Annotated in this window: 14 protein-coding genes; 7 read left to right on the forward strand and 7 right to left on the reverse strand. The window is 70.3% G+C overall.

The annotated features are described in order from the left end of the window. The first annotated feature begins 18 nt into the window (after positions 1–18). A complete protein-coding gene (locus KIK05_RS33965) occupies positions 19–1,233 on the forward strand; it encodes a pyridoxal phosphate-dependent aminotransferase (protein ID WP_372455631.1) in 1,215 nt (404 codons plus the stop codon). A 54-nt stretch (positions 1,234–1,287) separates the two neighbouring features. Here the strand turns inward: KIK05_RS33965 and KIK05_RS33970 are convergent, their stop codons facing one another. Together KIK05_RS33970 and KIK05_RS33975 are read right to left on the reverse strand one after the other, a co-directional pair. After that, on the reverse strand, positions 1,288–2,199 hold the full coding sequence (locus KIK05_RS33970) for a peptidylprolyl isomerase (RefSeq protein WP_308250214.1): 912 nt from the start codon (positions 2,197–2,199) through the stop codon (positions 1,288–1,290). Further along, positions 2,196–2,696, reverse strand: coding sequence for a SigE family RNA polymerase sigma factor (locus KIK05_RS33975; RefSeq protein ID WP_214414935.1), 501 nt, complete (start codon positions 2,694–2,696; stop codon positions 2,196–2,198). Before KIK05_RS33975 ends, KIK05_RS33970 begins: the two co-directional genes overlap by 4 nt. Before the next feature lie 98 nt (positions 2,697–2,794). On the opposite strand from KIK05_RS33975, the gene KIK05_RS33980 reads away from it, so the two are divergent. Continuing rightward, positions 2,795–3,814, forward strand: a complete 1,020-nt coding sequence (locus tag KIK05_RS33980; RefSeq protein ID WP_214414936.1) for an adenosine deaminase — start codon at positions 2,795–2,797, stop codon at positions 3,812–3,814. Positions 3,815–4,110: 296 nt separating this feature from the next. Here KIK05_RS33980 and KIK05_RS33985 read toward each other — a convergent pair whose 3' ends face one another. Together KIK05_RS33985 and KIK05_RS33990 are read right to left on the reverse strand one after the other, a co-directional pair. Beyond that, positions 4,111–5,727 (reverse strand): hypothetical protein, encoded by a 1,617-nt coding sequence (locus KIK05_RS33985; protein ID WP_214414937.1) that lies wholly within the window; start codon positions 5,725–5,727, stop codon positions 4,111–4,113. A gap of 19 nt (positions 5,728–5,746) precedes the next feature. Continuing rightward, positions 5,747–7,483 (reverse strand): RNA polymerase sigma factor, encoded by a 1,737-nt coding sequence (locus KIK05_RS33990; RefSeq protein WP_214414938.1) that lies wholly within the window; start codon positions 7,481–7,483, stop codon positions 5,747–5,749. Positions 7,484–7,811: 328 nt separating this feature from the next. Here KIK05_RS33990 and KIK05_RS33995 point away from each other — a divergent pair, with 328 nt between their 5' ends. The 5 genes from KIK05_RS33995 (at position 7,812) to KIK05_RS34015 (ending at position 11,985) form a co-directional block, all read left to right on the forward strand. After that, entirely contained in the window at positions 7,812–8,342 is a 531-nt protein-coding gene (locus KIK05_RS33995; RefSeq protein WP_214414939.1) for a hypothetical protein, read from the forward strand. Between the two features lie 186 nt (positions 8,343–8,528). Further along, on the forward strand, positions 8,529–9,260 hold the full coding sequence (locus KIK05_RS34000; RefSeq protein ID WP_214414940.1) for a class I SAM-dependent methyltransferase: 732 nt from the start codon (positions 8,529–8,531) through the stop codon (positions 9,258–9,260). A 114-nt stretch (positions 9,261–9,374) separates the two neighbouring features. Next, positions 9,375–9,902 (forward strand): DUF5666 domain-containing protein, encoded by a 528-nt coding sequence (locus KIK05_RS34005; protein WP_214414941.1) that lies wholly within the window; start codon positions 9,375–9,377, stop codon positions 9,900–9,902. Positions 9,903–9,913: 11 nt separating this feature from the next. Further along, entirely contained in the window at positions 9,914–10,639 is a 726-nt protein-coding gene (locus KIK05_RS34010) for a response regulator transcription factor (RefSeq protein ID WP_214414942.1), read from the forward strand. Then, the gene (locus KIK05_RS34015) at positions 10,636–11,985 is read left to right on the forward strand and encodes a sensor histidine kinase (RefSeq protein WP_214414943.1); all 1,350 of its coding nucleotides are present in this window, start codon (positions 10,636–10,638) and stop codon (positions 11,983–11,985) included. The genes KIK05_RS34010 and KIK05_RS34015 overlap by 4 nt, the downstream gene beginning before the upstream one ends. A gap of 509 nt (positions 11,986–12,494) precedes the next feature. Here the strand turns inward: KIK05_RS34015 and KIK05_RS34020 are convergent. The 3 genes from KIK05_RS34020 to KIK05_RS34030 all read right to left on the reverse strand — a co-directional run bounded on the left by KIK05_RS34020 (position 12,495) and on the right by KIK05_RS34030 (position 15,323). Further along, on the reverse strand, positions 12,495–13,640 hold the full coding sequence (locus KIK05_RS34020) for an acetyl-CoA C-acetyltransferase (protein ID WP_214414944.1): 1,146 nt from the start codon (positions 13,638–13,640) through the stop codon (positions 12,495–12,497). Positions 13,641–13,753: 113 nt separating this feature from the next. Continuing rightward, positions 13,754–14,581, reverse strand: a complete 828-nt coding sequence (locus tag KIK05_RS49130; protein WP_308250215.1) for a class F sortase — start codon at positions 14,579–14,581, stop codon at positions 13,754–13,756. Positions 14,582–14,642: 61 nt separating this feature from the next. Continuing rightward, positions 14,643–15,323, reverse strand: coding sequence for a hypothetical protein (locus KIK05_RS34030; protein WP_214414945.1), 681 nt, complete (start codon positions 15,321–15,323; stop codon positions 14,643–14,645). Positions 15,324–15,574 lie beyond the last annotated feature (251 nt).

A 15,574-nucleotide genomic window follows, 5' to 3' on the forward strand; every position in this document is an offset into this window, starting at 1 on the left:
CGCGGGGCGTCTGGAACGATGGGAGGCATGACCCGTCCTCGCATCTCAGCGCGCATTTCCGCGATCTCCGAGTCCGCCACGCTGGCCGTGGACGCCAAGGCCAAGGCGATGAAGGCGGCCGGCCGTCCGGTCATCGGTTTCGGCGCCGGCGAGCCCGACTTCCCGACGCCCGACTACATCGTCGAGGCCGCCGTCGAGGCGTGCCGGACCCCGAGGTTCCACAAGTACACGCCCGCCGGCGGGCTTCCGGAGCTCAAGCAGGCCATCGCCGACAAGACGCGGCGCGACTCCGGCTACGAGGTCGACGCGTCGCAGGTGCTGGTCACCAACGGCGGCAAGCAGGCCGTCTACGAGGCCTTCGCCACGCTCCTCGACCCGGGCGACGAGGTCCTGGTCGTGGCGCCCTACTGGACCACTTATCCCGAGGCCATCAAGCTCGCCGGCGGCGTCCAGGTCGACGTCGTGACCGACGAGACCACCGGCTACCTCGCCTCGGTCGAGCAGCTGGAGGCCGCGCGCACCGAGCGCACCAAGGCCCTGCTGTTCGTCTCGCCGTCCAACCCGACCGGCGCGGTGTACTCGCCCGAGCAGGTCGAGGCGATCGGCCGCTGGGCCGCCGAGCACGGCCTGTGGGTCGTGACCGACGAGATCTACGAGCACCTCGTCTACGGTGACGCCATCTTCACCAGCATCGCCACCGCTGTGCCGGAGCTGGGCGACCGGGTCGTCGTCCTGAACGGAGTCGCGAAGACCTACGCCATGACCGGCTGGCGCGTGGGCTGGCTGATCGGCCCCAAGGACGTCGTGAAGGCCGCGACGAACCTCCAGTCGCACGCCACCTCCAACGTCTCCAACGTCGCCCAGTGGGCTGCCCTGACGGCCGTCTCGGGCGACCTGTCGGCCGTGGCCCGCATGCGCGAGGCCTTCGACCGCCGCCGCCAGACGATCGTGCGGATGCTCAACGAGATCCCCGGCGTCGTCTGCCCCGAGCCGCTCGGCGCGTTCTACGCCTACCCCTCGGTCAAGCAAATTCTCGGCAAGGAGATCCGTGGCAAGCGGCCGCAGAGCTCCGCCGAGCTGGCCGAGCTGATCCTCGAGGAGGCCGAGGTCGCGCTCGTCCCGGGCGAGGCCTTCGGCACGCCGGGCTACTTCCGCCTGTCGTACGCCCTCGGTGACGACGACCTGGTCGAGGGCGTCAGCCGCCTGGCCAAGCTCCTCGCCGAAGCGCACTGACCCTTTCGGCAGAAGAAGGCCCGGGCCGTACGGCGCCCGGGCCTTCTTGGTCGTTCAGGGGGAAACGGTCACGTTCTTGATGATGACGGGCAGCTTGGGCGCGTTGGAGCCCTCGCCCCTGACGTCGTTCAGCGGGTCGCCGTCGAAGGGGATGATGCCGCCCTTGGCGATCTTGTCGACGACGTCCATGCCCTTCACCACGACGCCGAACGGTGTGTACGGCTCGCCCTGGGCGGCGAGCTGGGTGTTCTCGTCGGAGAACGAGATCCAGAACTGGCTGCCGTTGGAGTCGGCGTCCTCGCCGCCCTGGGCCATGGCGACGGTGCCCCGGGTGTAGGGGATGCCGTTGAGGTTCTCGTCGCCGAACAGGTAGCCCGGTCCGCCGGCGCCGTCCTTCTTGCTCTTGCCGTCGCCCTTGGCCAGCGGGTCGCCGCACTGCAGCATGCCGAGCCCGGTGGCCTCCGGGGTCGCCAGGCGGTGGCAGCGGGTGTTGTCGAAGTAGTTCTTCTTGGCGAGGAACTCGAACGAGTTGACCGTGCACGGCGCCTGCGCGGTCGCGAGCTTGATCACGATCTGTCCCCGGTTGGTGTCGAGCGTCATCGTCTTGGCCTTCATGTCCGGCTTCGACGGCGGCAGACCCACGTTCTTGGCCGGCATGCCGCTGGTGTCCTTCCTGTACACACAGCTCACCGCGGCCGATCCCGTCTGGGCGGGCCGGACGCTGATCGTTCCACCGGGAGCGCTCACCGGCGGCGCGTCCGGCCGGAGCGCCGTGACGACCGGGGACGCCGCGACGGCCGGGAACGCCGCCGCCACCACCGCGGTCAGGGCGGCGGCGCCGGCGACCCGGAACCGGGTGACGTGCGAACGGTGCCTGCGGCGCACCGTCTCCCCCGTCAGCGCGGTGGCGCGCACGCCGGCCACGTGCGCGGCCATTGCTTCCTTGAGTGCTTCCTCGACGTTCACACCAACGCTCCCTTCAGCTCACCGATGTGCGCCCGCATCCTCGCCAGCCCGCGGGCGGCCTGGCTCTTCACCGTTCCGAGGGAGCAGCCGAGCAGCGCGGCCGTCTCGGCCTCCGAGCAGTCCTCCCAGTAGCGCAGGACGACGACCGCGCGCATCCGTGCGGGGAGCCGCCACAGCTCACCGACGAGGGCGTCGCGCAGGTCGAGGTCCGACTGGGGGGCCGCGGTCTCCGGAGGGCGCGCGAAGGAGATCTCCTGGATCACCTTGCGGCGCCGGGCTCGGGAGATCGCGGCGTTGACCACGATCCGCCTCGCGTACGACTCGGGGTTGTCGTGCCGGATGCGCGGCCAGTGCCGGTACACCTTCTCCAGGGCCCCCTGGGCCAGGTCCTCCGCGTCGTGGACCGAGGCGCCGCACACGAGGATGGCCGTGCGCAGCAGGGCGGTACTTCGGGCGGCCAGGAACTCATCGAAGGCCGCTTCGTCTTCTTCCGTCATGGCGAGTCCCCTTTCGTCCTCCCCAACGCACCGGCCCCGCAGGAGGTTGAGAGGCGGTCCGGGACCGGCGCGGCGACGCGGTACGGCAAGATATGGAAATGGCACGCCCGCTCGACGAACTCCCCAAAGCCCATCTCCATCTGCACTTCACCGGCTCCATGAGGCACGCGACCCTTCTGGAGCTCGCACGCGAGCAAGGGGTGCATCTGCCCGACGCGCTGGTGCAGGAGTGGCCGCCCAAGCTCCGGGCCACCGACGAGCGCGGCTGGTTCCGGTTCCAGCGGTTGTACGACATCGCGCGTTCGGTGCTGCGCCGCGAGCAGGACGTCTACCGGCTGCTACGGGAGGCCGCCGAGGACGAGGCGGCCGAGGGGTCGCGGTGGCTGGAGATCCAGGTCGACCCATCGGGGTACGCCCAGCGCTTCGGGGGGCTCACCGAGACGCTGGAGCTGGTGCTCGACGCGGCCGGCCGGGCGGCCGACTCCACAGGGGTCGGCATCGGTGTGATCGTCGGAGCCAACCGCACACGGCATCCCCTCGACGCCAAGACGCTCGCCCGGCTCGCCACCCAGTACGCCGACAGGGGTGTGGTGGGGTTCGGCCTGTCCAACGACGAACGCCGCGGGCGGGCGCGCGACTTCGACGGCGCGTTCCGCATCGCCAAGCGGGGCGGCCTGCTGGCCGTCCCCCACGGCGGTGAGCTGTCGGGAGCGGCCAGCGTCGCCGAGTGCGTGGACGACCTGGACGCCGACCGCGTCGGCCACGGCATCCGGTCGGCCGAGTCCGAGCGCCTGATGGAACGTCTGGCCGACCGGCAGATCGCCTGCGAGGTGTGCCCGACGTCCAACGTCGGCCTGGGGGTGGCGCAGGAGGCCGGCGACGTGCCGGTGCGGCGGCTGTTCGAGGCGGGGGTGCCGATCGCGCTCGGCGCCGACGACCCGCTGCTGTTCGGCGCGCGGCTGCTGCCGCAGTACGAGCTGGCGCGCGAGGTGTACGGCTTCGCCGACGCCGAGATCGCGGAGCTGGCCCGGCAGTCCATCCGCTCGTCCGCGGCCCCGGAGTCGTACAAGAAGGAGCTGCTGAGCGGCGTCGACAGCTGGCTGGTCAACGAAGGCTGACCACCCCGAAGCAGGCTGCTGGTCCCCGCGAAGGGTCGTCGGGTCTCACACCGTACGACGGCGCCGGCTTCGCCGTACCACATCCCGCCGCCGCGGCGCCGGGAAGAAGACACCCGGTCAGCGGAGAGCACCCCGGCGGAGGTCCGGGGTGGACGGAATCCTGTCGGGTGGATTGTCGTTCTTATTCCCGGAAGCCGGTTTTATTCGTAAAGCGGCTGTTATAGCCGCTATGCGCTTCGAGCTACCGGACATCCCCTATTTCGGGGATGTCCGGTTATTTGGTCCTGCGACCGGTGTCACTGTGAGTGGATGTACACCTCGTCGAAGACCTCGGCGAGTTTGTTCAGGTCCTGGGTGACCCCGACCTCCGGGTCGCTGGCGTCGAAGGTGACGGCCATGCGTCCGAGACCCTTGCGAGCCTGCAGCGCCTTCCACAGGGTGTTGGTCTTCAGGCCCTCGTCGAGGATGCGCCAGGTGGCGCCGTCCCAGTTCTGGCGGTGCGTCCACAGCATGACCGTCTGGACGCCCGCCTGGAGCGGCAGGTCGACGCGCAGCTTGGCCGCGGCCTCCGCCTGCTCGGCGGTGAGCTTGTCGGCTCCGCTGTGGGCGAGGCCGACCTCCCTGGCGCCGATGTGGACACGCGTGTCCCAGCCGCGGGCCCGCACACCGATCCACTGGTTGCGCAGCGCCTTGTCCGGCGTGATCTTGTAGGCGGCGTACTCGCTGGCGAACAGGCCGCTGGAGACGTTGACGTGGTCCACGTCGCCGGTGAGGACGTACTTCTCGACGTTCGCCCTGGTGATCAGCGGGTACTTGGCGCGGAGCGCCGCCTGGCAGGGCTCGTTGGATCCGCAGCCCAGCTCAGGGACGACGACGTCGACGGCGAGCTGCTTGCCCGCGGGCAGGGCCGCGCGCAGGGCGGTGGAGGCGTCCCTGACGAACCTGCGGACGTCGTCGGCGGACTTGAAGCCCCAGTACCCCAGGTCCTGGGCGAACTTCACGCCCACGACGCCCGGCCGGCTCGCCTGGGCCGCCATGGAGGCGACGGCGGCGTTGAACTGGTCCTTGCCGGCGGTCCACGCGGGCGCCAGCTCGCTTTCGATCCAGACCCGCATGCCGAGCTTCACCGCGGCCGCGGCGGCCTTGCCCGTGGCGTCGTTCGGGGCGGCCAGCGTCTGCTTGGTCGAGGTCGGGGTCGCGCTCGGCTTCGGCTGCGAGGACGGCTCCGGCTCGGACGAAGGGAGCGCCTGGGTGCGGTCATCTCCGTTGCCGCCGTTGTCGCCGGACCGGCCGTCGGGCGTGGCGAGCTCCGTCGGAGGCGTGGAGCTCTCCACCAGCGGCGCCTGGCTCGAGTCGAGCGGAGCGGCGCTGGGGTCGCCCTGGGACTGCGAGGTGCCGTCGGGTGTCGGGGCCCCGGTGGAAGTGGTCTCACCCCGCGTGGAGGTGGACGAACCGCCGCCGTTCGAACAGTCGAACTCGCCGCCCTGGCAGGCCTTGGCCGGCGGGTTGGTGATGTTGCCGTCGGCGTCCTTGCAGACGTACTTGCCGGCGCCCTGGTCGTACTTGCACAGCACCTGCTGGTCCTCGGCGCATCCCTGCATGCCGGGACCCTTGTTGTTCTTGTCCTTGCAGAACAGGATCGGCCCGGGATAGGGCACCGCTTCCTTCAGCTTCTCGCCATCGTTGCGAGCCCAGAAGCGGACGACGTCGAGAGCGTCCTCGGGGGTCTTCGCCATCCACTGGCAGTACATGTACTCCGGCGTGCCGGTGCCCAGGATGTCGTCACACTGGTTGTTGGAGACGGTGTCGGTGTTGCCTGCGGCGAGCGCGATACCGGTCGGGATGCCGACGACGAGCGTGAGAAGCACCGCGACGAGGGCGATTATCCACTCGCGTTTGTGGAGTCGGGGCATACGCGGTCTCTCCTCGTGACTAGAGGGGTTTGGGGCACTGCTTCATGTAGGTGATCGTCACCCCGATGGTTCCGGAGCCTTTGGTGCCTTTGTTGTCTCCGGACCACGAGATCGACAGGCTGGTGGTGAGGGGCCTGTCGCAGTCGGAGGTGCTGCCGGTCCCTACGTGGAGGGAGAACCCGATCGTGTCGCTCCCGCCGTCGCTGACGCTTCCGCTGCCGGGCGAGACGCTCACGCTGCCGCCACTCGCCTGCCAGGTGATCGCGCCGGTGTCGGACCTGACCGACACCGATCCCTGACGGCCGTACCCCACGTCCACCGAGGAGGTGGACGCCGAGAACGCCGGCGGCGGCGGAGGGGGCGGCGGGGGCGCGCTGGTGGTCTGCTTGGCCTGCGGCTGTGAGCTCTGCTTGGGCGACGACTTCGGCTGGGAGGTCTTCGGCGGCGGCGGAGGGTCGTTCGGGCCGTTGTTCGCCGACGGAGGTCTGGTGGTGTGCTTGGGCTTGGCCGTCGGCGTCGAGGAGGGGTGCGAGCGGCTCGACGGGGGCGGCGGAACGCCGGGGCCCGACGTGATGGGACGTGCCCCCGCGGGGCTGGTGGCCCCGTGCCCGGGGACCACGGCGGTCACCGTGGTCCCCGGCGGGACGGGGGAGCTCTCACCGGACGGCGGCGGAGGCGGGGAGTCGACCAGGGGCGGCAGGGAGTCGCCGGGCGTCACCACGATCGTCCCGCCCGCGGCCTCGACGTCGACCGGATTGCTCCCCGCGCCCGGGTTGAACAGCAGCGACCAGATCACCGCCGTCGCGGCCACCGAGACCAGCGTCACCAGGATGACGCGTCCCCAGCGGATGCGGCTCTCGGGATCGTCGGCCTCGGGGTCGGGCTCCCAGAACTCGGCGGGCGGCTTGGCCCCCTCGGTACGCTCGGGCGTGAAGCCCTCCTCGACCGTCAGCGGGGCCTCCGGCGGAGGAGGATCCTCAAGCGCGTCGGGCTGCACGGGGAACCCGTCGGGGTGCCAGCTCTCGGTGCGTTTCTCGGCCGCCGTGTAGGAGGCGTCGGCGCCGGAGAAGAGCCGCTCGGACGGGGCGGGGCTCGCCAGGATCGGCATGCGCGTCATCAGGGCGCCGATGCCGACCCCGGATTTCACCGACTGGCAGTCCTTGCACGAACGGACATGGCGGCTGATGTGAGCGCGTAACAGCCGGGTCGGCGACTCCACCCACGACTTCACCAGTCCCGGCAGGACCGAGCACTTCGGGTCGGCGCCCCTGGCGTTCATGACGGCGGCCAGCCACTGCTCGGCGTGGCCCCTGCCGGCACGCGCCGCCGACTCGACGGCGTCGACCGAGATGTCGAGGACTCTCGCCACCTCGTCGGGCTTGAGGCCGTGGCGCAGGGTCAGATCGAGGATCTCCCGCTCGCGCGGCTCCAGGCAGGCCAGCACCTCGACGGCGAGCTCGGGGGCGCCGCCGCGGCCCTGACGGGCGTACGACCCGGTGTGCGCGACGCCCGCGAGCCTCGCCTGGCACTCGGCACGGGCGAGGGAGTAGATCCAGGCGCGCAGCCGGGTCGCGTCGTACAGCCGGTCGGTGTGGGCGACGGCTCCGTAGAGGGCTCCCACGGTGGCCGACAGGGCGTCGTCGTCGTCCAGAAGGGATCGGCAGTAGTCGTAGAGATGATCGCCGTACTCACGGCAGAGCCGCTCCAGCGCAGCGGGATCATCCCTCCTCAGCACGGGGATCAGCTCTCCTGACATAGTTGCAAATGATAAATGTGGTGCAGCAAAGCAGTCAGAAATATACGGGAGCCAGTCCCGATGTCTGATATCACTTTTATTACATAACAAACTTCTATACTCTGTTGACAGGCCAGTGGTGGTTGCTCCCAGATGAATGCACCTGTTGTGGCGGTGCCGCGATGTGCGTGAACTACCGGCCGACGTCGATCCCGCCCCCGGAGAGACCACTGTGCGAGACAACTCCGAAGACACTTCTTCACCGCGACGTCGCCCGCCGTATGCCGAAACTTCCACTGGAAGCGCCCCCCGGGCGGACCGGTGGCGCACCTGGGACGCCGCCGAGGAGATGGAGGCCGGACCCGGGCGCCGCCTGCCCGGCCTCGACCGCCTCGGCCCGATAGCCGTCTGCGTCGCCCTGCTGGGCGCCGCGGGCGCGGGCATCTGGTTCGCCTGGCCCGACTCGCCGTCCAAGCCGTCCGGAGGCTCGGGCCTCCCGGCCGCCGTCCAGAGCTCCCCGCCCCTGCCCGGTGCCACGTCCCCGGGCGTCCCGATGGGCGTGGAGTCCCCGCCGCCCCCGCCGTCGTCGGAGAAGACGCCCAAGCGCGTCCACAAGAGCACTCCCGCCGCGGGGACGCACCGCACGGCGGCGCCCACCGTGACCCGCCGGACCGCCCTTCCGCCACCCCCTCCGGCGTCCTCCACGGCACCCTCGAAGCGGCCCACCAAGACCTCCAAGCCGCACAGGAGCACCGTCCCCCAGTCGGGCCCCACGGCTCCCCCGCCCCCGCCCGCCAGTTCCAGGCCCACGTCCAAGCCGACCGGCACCAGGGCGCCCGACACGGGGCCCACGGCCCCTCCGCCGCCACCGGCGGGCTAGATCCACGGGTGCTTTCTCCGCCCGGCCGGAGCAATGCACGATAAAGCGCGATCAAGACGGTTTTGGGCCTCGCTCGCCGGGAAGTTGGAACCGCCGCGGATGATGACGGCTAGACTCGATGCCCATCCGTAGCCGTGGCCCCCACCGGGACCGCGGTTTTTGAGTGAGCGAAGCTGGGCGGGACGCATGTCTGGGTATGACCGCGTGGTGCAACCGGCGGCCGGTGACGAGGCCCTGGAGAACCATCTCGGTGGTGACGAGGGAAAGAACTACCGGCAGTACGAGTTCGACATGGTCGCCCCGCACGTCGGCACGTCGATGCTCGAGATCGGCTCAGGGCTCGGCCACTTCGCCGAGCAGTTCCTGCCCCACCTCGACAGGCTCGTGGTCAGCGACTTCGACCCCTACTGCGTCGAGCAGCTCAACAAGCGCTTCGACGGGCGCGACGACATCCAGGTGCTGCAGTTCGGGCTGCCCACCGACATCCCGCTCGACGACCCGGTCGACACCGTCGTCATGATGAACGTCCTGGAGCACATCGAGGAGGACGTCGAGGCGCTGCGCTCGCTGGCCAGGGTCACCAAGCCGGGCGGCCGCATCATCATCTGGGTGCCCGGCTACATGCAGCTGTACGGCGACTTCGACCGCAAGGTCGGCCACGTCACCCGCTACACCCCCGCCACCCTCGGCAAGACCGTCGCCGAGGCGGGGCTCCGGGCCGAGGTGCTCAAGCCGATCAACTTCCTTGGCGGCATCGCCTGGTGGGCCGCCGTCCGCCGCGGCGGCGTGGGTTACCCCGACCCCCGGCTGGTCAAGATCTACGACCGCACGGTGGTGCCGACGACCAGGTTCATCGAGCGCTTCTTCCGCCCGCCGTTCGGCCAGACGGTCTTCTGCGTCGCCCGCGTGCCCGGCTGACGTCTCGTACGGACCTCGCGTCGCCCGCCGCTCTGGCGGGCCCGCGTCCGGTTCTCCGGGATATCTCAGGAATTCCCCGGCCTTCTCCCACCCCCTGGCGATGCTCTGGAGAGCATGAGAAATCTCTCCAGAGCGTTGATCGCCGGCTCCGTGGCCGGAGCCCTCGCCGTCGGAGCCCTCGGCGGCGCAGCAGTGGCCCGCCAGGCGGGCCCCGCCGACACCGGCGCCTACGAGCTGCCGGCCGCCGCCTCCGACGTCTCCTCGGCCGACACCGTCGCCCTCAGGGCGGACGACCCCGGCCGCTCCCCGGCCGACCGCCCGAGACTGCGCCTCGCGCAGCGCCGGGGCCTCGCCGGCGTGCACGGCGAGGCGACCGTGCGCCAGCGGGACGGCGGCTTCGCCACCTACGGCTGGCAGCGCGGCGAGGTGACCGCCGCCTCCACCGGCTCGCTCACGGTCAAGAGCGCCGACGGCGTGAGCTGGACCTGGACGGTGACCTCCGACACCAGAGTCCGGAAGAATGGTGCCAAGTCCACCGCGTCGGCACTCGCCCAGGGCGACACCGTGTTCGTCCTCGGGCAACCCGGCGGCGCCGGCCGCACGGCACTCGGAGTGGTGGTCCCGAAACGCTCCAAGGAGTGAACAAAGGACGCATGAGCGACCAGACGTACAAGCCACGCGTCCTCGTCGTCGACGACGAGCGCAACATCCGCGACCTGGTGGGGGTCGCGCTGCGGTTCCACGGGTTCGAGGTGGTCAGCGCGGCGCGCGGCTACGAGGCGCTGGAGCTCGCCCGGTCAGGGACACCCGATCTCCTCGTCCTGGACATCATGCTCCCCGATCTGGACGGGTTCGAGCTGTGCCGGCGGCTGCGCGCGGAGGGGGACGACGTCCCCGTCATCTTCCTGACCGCCCGCGACGCCCCGGCCGACACCGTCCGCGGTCTCACGCTGGGCGGCGACGACTACGTCACCAAGCCGTTCTCCGTGGAGGCGCTGGTGGCGCGGGCGCGGGCGGTGCTGCGGCGCGGCACCCGCCGCTTTTCCTCCGGCGACCCGGCACCGGCGGGCGGCGACCAGGCCGTCCTCACGGTGGCCGACCTGGAGCTCGACGAGGCCCGATGGGAGGTAAGGCGGGGCGGCGTGCCGGTCGATCTGTCCCCCACCGAGTTCCGGCTCCTCTCCTTCCTCATGCGGCATCCCGGCCAGGTGCTGACCAAGGCGCAGTTGCTGGAGCACGTGTGGGGGTTCGGCACGCAGTCGCAGGTCGTGGAGACCTACATCTCCTACCTGCGGCGCAAGCTCGACCCCCTCGGCCCGCCGCTGATCCACACCCAGCGCGGGGTGGGCTACGCCCTGCGCCCGTCGTCGTCCGCATGACCCTCCGAGGGCGCCTGCTCGCCGGCCTGCTGTCCGTCACGGCCGTCGGTCTCGCCGTGCTGTCCGTCGTCAGCGTCCTGGTGCTGCGGGGGCACCTCATCGACCGTATGGACGCGACGCTCATCGGGTCGGCCAAGGTCGCGGCAGTGCGGCTGGTGCGGGCGTCGGGGGTCGCGCTCGTCAGCGCCAACGAGACGTACGCCATCGCGGTGCTCAACGTGACGACCGGACGGGGACGGCTGGTCTCCGGCGACGATCCCGAGGTGGGGCGCGTCCCGGCGAGGCTGGAGAGCCTGGGGGCCGCGCGGCTCGGCGCGCTGGCGGACAGCGGAAGACCCTTCCAGCTCACCGACCGCCTGCGGGCGGCGGCCGCGCGGATGACGGCGGGGAACCGCATCGCGGTCGTCGCCGTCCCGCTCGACGAGGTCAGGGATTCGATACGGCGCCTGGTGGTCACCGAGCTGGTCACCGGCGCCGTCCTGATGACCCTGCTCCTGCTGCTCGGCAGATCCCTCATCGGCAAGGGGCTCGCGCCGCTGGAGCGGATGGCGCGCACCGCCCAGCTCGTGGCCGAAGGCGGCGACCTGTCCAGCCGCATGCCCGAAGGCAGATCGGAGGCGGGACGCCTCGGCGTGACGATCAACCTCATGCTGGCGCGGATCCAGGACGCCTTCGCCGCGCGCTGGGCGTCGGAGGAGCGGGTACGCCGCTTCGCCGCCGACGCCTCCCACGAGCTGCGCAACCCGCTGACCACCATCCACGGGTACGCCGAGCTCTACCGGCAGGGGGCGATCCCGGACGAGGAGGTCCCGCAGGTGATGCGCCGCATCGAGGACGAGGCGGCGCGGATGGCCCGGCTGGTCTCCGAACTGCTCGAACTGGCCCGCCTCGACAAGGGCGCGCCGCTCGAGGTCGCCCCGGTGGACCTCACGGCGGTGGCCGTCGAGGTGACCGACGACTTCGCGGCGCTCAATCCCGACCATCCGGTGACCGTCGAGGCTCCGCCGTCGATGGTGGCCGTGGTCGACGAGGCGAGGATCCGGCAGGTGCTCGTCAACCTGCTCGCCAACGTCCGCGCGCACACCCCGCCCGGGACCAGGGCCACGGTACGGCTGACGCCGCCCGCCGTGCTGGAAGTGGCCGACGACGGGCCCGGCATGTCCCCGGAGAACGCCGCCCGCGCCTTCGACCGGTTCCACCACGCCTCCCCGGGAGACGGCAGCGGCCTCGGCCTCGCGATCGTCCAGGCCATCGCCACCGCCCACAACGGCCAGGCCACCCTCCGCTCCCTACCTGGCCAGGGCACCACCATCCGCGTGGACCTCCCAGCCGAGACGGCCCGCTGACGGCTTCGCCCCCTTGGGGTGGCGATAAATCAGTTGTGCCGAGGATGGGCGGCTCGTACCTTCTTGGTATGCGCATTTTTCCTTACTGACAGCGCCGATCGGTCCTCGGTGACCGATCCGCTGGCACTCAGCTCGTTTGTCCCGTCCATCTAGACGCGGCGGCTGAGGCTCCCGACCGGCATCACATCCCCTGCCGCGTCGTGCATCTGTAAGGAGACTCCATGCGTACTCGTACCACCCACAACAATGCCAAAAAAGGCAGGTCAGCGGGTTCCCCGCCGCCTGACAGGCGGCTCGTCCCGGCTCCACGCCGGATCTTGATGCCGCCTGCGCCCGTGCGGCGTGTGCCGCCGCCGCGGCGGCTGCCGAAGGGACGCTGACCGGCCCTCCCGAGGATTCCCGACCTTCGACGGGGGTCCACAAGAACGGCGGTGTCCCGCCCCTCCTTCCCAGGGGTGGGACACCGCCGTCTCGTTCTTACTCCGACTTACTCCGACGCCCGGCGACGGTCAGAGCCGTTCGATGATCGTGACGTTGGCCTGGCCGCCGCCCTCGCACATGGTCTGCAGGCCGTACCTGCCGCCCGTGCGCTCCAGCTCGTGGAGCAGCTTGGTCATCAGGATGGCGCCGGTGCCGCCGAGCGGGTGGCCGAGGGCGATGGCGCCGCCGTTCGGGTTGGTCTTCGCCGGGTCGGCGCCGATCTCCTTCAGCCAGGCCAGCGGCACGGGGGCGAACGCCTCGTTGATCTCGATCGCGTCGATGTCGTCGATCGAGAGCCCCGACCTCTTCAGCGCCTTCCGGGTTGCCGGGATCGGCGCGGTGAGCATGTAGACGGGGTCGTCGCCGGTCAGCGTGAGCGTGACGACGCGCGCCCGCGGGGTGAGACCGTGGTCCTTGACCGCCTGCTCGGAGGCGATCAGCACCGCGCCGGAGCCGTCGGAGATCTGCGAGGACGTCGCGGCCGTGATCTGGCCGCCGTCGCGCAGGGTCTTCAGCTCGGCCATCTTCTCCAGCGTGGTGTCCGGACGTGGGCCCTCGTCGTCCTCGACGCCGTTGATCGGGGCGATCTGGTCCTTGAAGTAGCCGTTGGCGACGGCCTTGGCGGCCCGCTGGTGGCTCTCGTAGGCGTACCGCTCCAGCTCGTCGCGCTTGAGGCCCCACTTCTCGCACATCAACTCCGCGCCGCGGAACTGTGAGATCTCCTGCTTGCCGTACCGCTCGACCCACTTGTCACCGAACGGGAAGGGCATCCCCTTCTCCAGGGCCGCCGTGATGCTCGACCCCATCGGGACGATGCTCATCGACTCGACGCCCGAGGCCACGACGAGGTCCTGCGTACCGGACATGACGCCCTGCGCGGCGAAGTGGATGGCCTGCTGGGACGAGCCGCACTGCCGGTCGATCGTGACGCCGGCGACGGTCTCGGGCAGGCCGGCGGACAGCCAGGCGTTGCGGGCGATGTCCATGCTCTGCGGGCCGAACTGCATGACGCAGCCCATGATGACGTCGTCGACCGCCGACGGGTCGACGCCCGTACGGTCGATCAGGGCCTTGAGGGTGTGAGCGGCCAGGTCTGTGGGGTGAACGGTGGACAGACCGCCCTTTTTCTTGCCGACCGGGGTACGGACCGCCCCGACGATGTACGCCTCTGCCACAGTGCCTCCTGGGTTCCGTCCCACATGAAACCGAGCATTGTTCGGTCTATACGAGGTTATAACAGAATAATCCTCCGTGGAGGTGAAGCCCCGTGGTGCGGGTGGGCGGTGGATCAGTTCTTCGCGGTGTTCTTCCGCGTACCCGTCATGCGGGCGTAGACGATCACGTTGTCGACGTAGTGGCCGGTCGTGCGGTTGTAGGTGCCGCCGCAGGTGATCAGGCGGAGCTCGGCCGCGTCCGCGTTGCCGTACACCCGGTTGGTCGGGAAGGTCTGCTTGGCCGCCTGCTCGACGCCGCCCACCGTGAAGATCGCCACGGTGCCGTCCATGCGGACGACCTCGATCGTGTCGCCGTACCGCAACTCGTGCAGGCGGGTGAAGACGGCGCTGCGCGAGGTGGTGTCCTTGTGGCCGAGCATCACCGCCGGCCCCGACTGCCCCGGGGTCGGGCCGTAGCGGTACCAGCCGACGAGGTTGGGGTTGTTGATCGGCGGGGTCTCGATGGCGCCCTGCTTGTCGGTGCCGACCGAGGTGATGGGGGCGTTGATGCCGAGCTTCTTCACGATCAGCCGCTTGGGGGTCGACGGCTGCATCGGCGGCGCGGGCGGGAGCGACGGCACGGGGGGCGGCGCGGTGGGGTCGGCCTGCGTCAGCGGCTGGCCGGGGCCGCCCGGGCCCACCGAGGGCGCGAAGGTCTGGCCCACGGGCGGCTGCGCCTGGAGCCGCAGCGGCGTACGACTGTCGGTCAGGCCGTACTCATCGGGCGAGCTCATCATGAGCAGCAGTCCGACGATCACCGTGACCACGCCGGCCACGGCGGCGAGGATGAGCACGGTGCGCATGACGCGCCCGCGATCGACCTCCGGCTCCGGCTCCTGCCACTGGCCTGCGGGGTGAGCATAGGAGTAGTAGACGGGCTGCACGTACGGCTGCCCGTGCACAGGCTGTGGATATCCGTCCGACGGCGGGTATTCGGGAGGCGATGTCACCCCGAGCCCCCGATCATCCCCGCTGCGGACGACGACGGCGCATCATCAAGCCGCCGACTCCGGCGCCGAAGACGAGGATCGTGCCGGCCATCACGAACATGCGCCCGTCAGGCCCCGCGTCCCCACCCCCACCGGTGGCCGCCCCACCATCCGGCTTCTTGGTCACCTGCTCAGCAGGCGACTTCTTCTTGGTCTTGCCGGCCTTCGGGGTGGAGGTGACGGTCTCGTAGACGGTGTGGGTCGGCTTGGGAGTCCTGGAGGTGGTCGTGGTCGGCGTCGGCGTGGACGAGGTGGTCGTCGAACTCGGTGACGCCACCACCACTGACAATGGCAGCGGGGTCGCACTGGCAGGGGTCGCCGTCACCGGCAGGGTGCAGGTGTAAGTCTGCTCGGCGGTAGCGGTTCCAGATCCAATTCGAAGGACGAACTGCCCGGGCTTCACAGAGAATGTCCCGACTGCGGTAGGCACCACGGTCGCCGTCATGGTCGGAAACGGGATCGGCGCGCCCGCCGATAGCGAGGCGAAGGGCGTATAGGTGGCAGCGGGCTTCAGAGTCGTCGGAGAGGTACCGACTGGGGTGCCACTAGCGACCAGATCACCTTCGATGACGATCGTGTTCGTCGTGGGAATCGCCGCTGGAGCGGTCATGGACGGCGATGTCGCCGGCTGAGCGATCACCCAGGTCAGCGGCACGGTCGCATTCGGGCTAGGCGTCGTGTAAGGACCGCTCAACTGCACTTGGAAATTGAACGCCGCGCCACCGGCAGTGGTAGGAGTGCAGGTGTATGTGACAGGGCTAGGCCCCACAGGGGCTCCTAGCGCAGGAATGGCCACCAAAAGAGCACCCGCACTGAAGGTCCCGGCGACGGCTGCCTTAGTGGCGATGCGACGGCGTGCTCGCGACTTCAGCACGTATCTCTCCATTTCAGCGGCGTTGACCGGTT

Origin of the sequence: Sphaerisporangium fuscum, assembly GCF_018531465.1 — a bacterium.
Classification (GTDB): domain Bacteria; phylum Actinomycetota; class Actinomycetes; order Streptosporangiales; family Streptosporangiaceae; genus Sphaerisporangium; species Sphaerisporangium fuscum.

Coding starts and splice junctions, on each gene's coding strand:
- KIK05_RS33965 (WP_372455631.1), top strand. CDS start 19: ATGGGAGGCATGACCCGTCCTCGCATCTCAGCGCGCATTTCCGCGATC.
- KIK05_RS33975 (WP_214414935.1), bottom strand. CDS start 2,696: ATGACGGAAGAAGACGAAGCGGCCTTCGATGAGTTCCTGGCCGCCCGA.
- KIK05_RS33980 (WP_214414936.1), top strand. CDS start 2,795: ATGGCACGCCCGCTCGACGAACTCCCCAAAGCCCATCTCCATCTGCAC.
- KIK05_RS33985 (WP_214414937.1), bottom strand. CDS start 5,727: ATGCCCCGACTCCACAAACGCGAGTGGATAATCGCCCTCGTCGCGGTG.
- KIK05_RS33990 (WP_214414938.1), bottom strand. CDS start 7,483: ATGTCAGGAGAGCTGATCCCCGTGCTGAGGAGGGATGATCCCGCTGCG.
- KIK05_RS33995 (WP_214414939.1), top strand. CDS start 7,812: ATGGAGGCCGGACCCGGGCGCCGCCTGCCCGGCCTCGACCGCCTCGGC.
- KIK05_RS34000 (WP_214414940.1), top strand. CDS start 8,529: ATGTCTGGGTATGACCGCGTGGTGCAACCGGCGGCCGGTGACGAGGCC.
- KIK05_RS34005 (WP_214414941.1), top strand. CDS start 9,375: ATGAGAAATCTCTCCAGAGCGTTGATCGCCGGCTCCGTGGCCGGAGCC.
- KIK05_RS34010 (WP_214414942.1), top strand. CDS start 9,914: ATGAGCGACCAGACGTACAAGCCACGCGTCCTCGTCGTCGACGACGAG.
- KIK05_RS34015 (WP_214414943.1), top strand. CDS start 10,636: ATGACCCTCCGAGGGCGCCTGCTCGCCGGCCTGCTGTCCGTCACGGCC.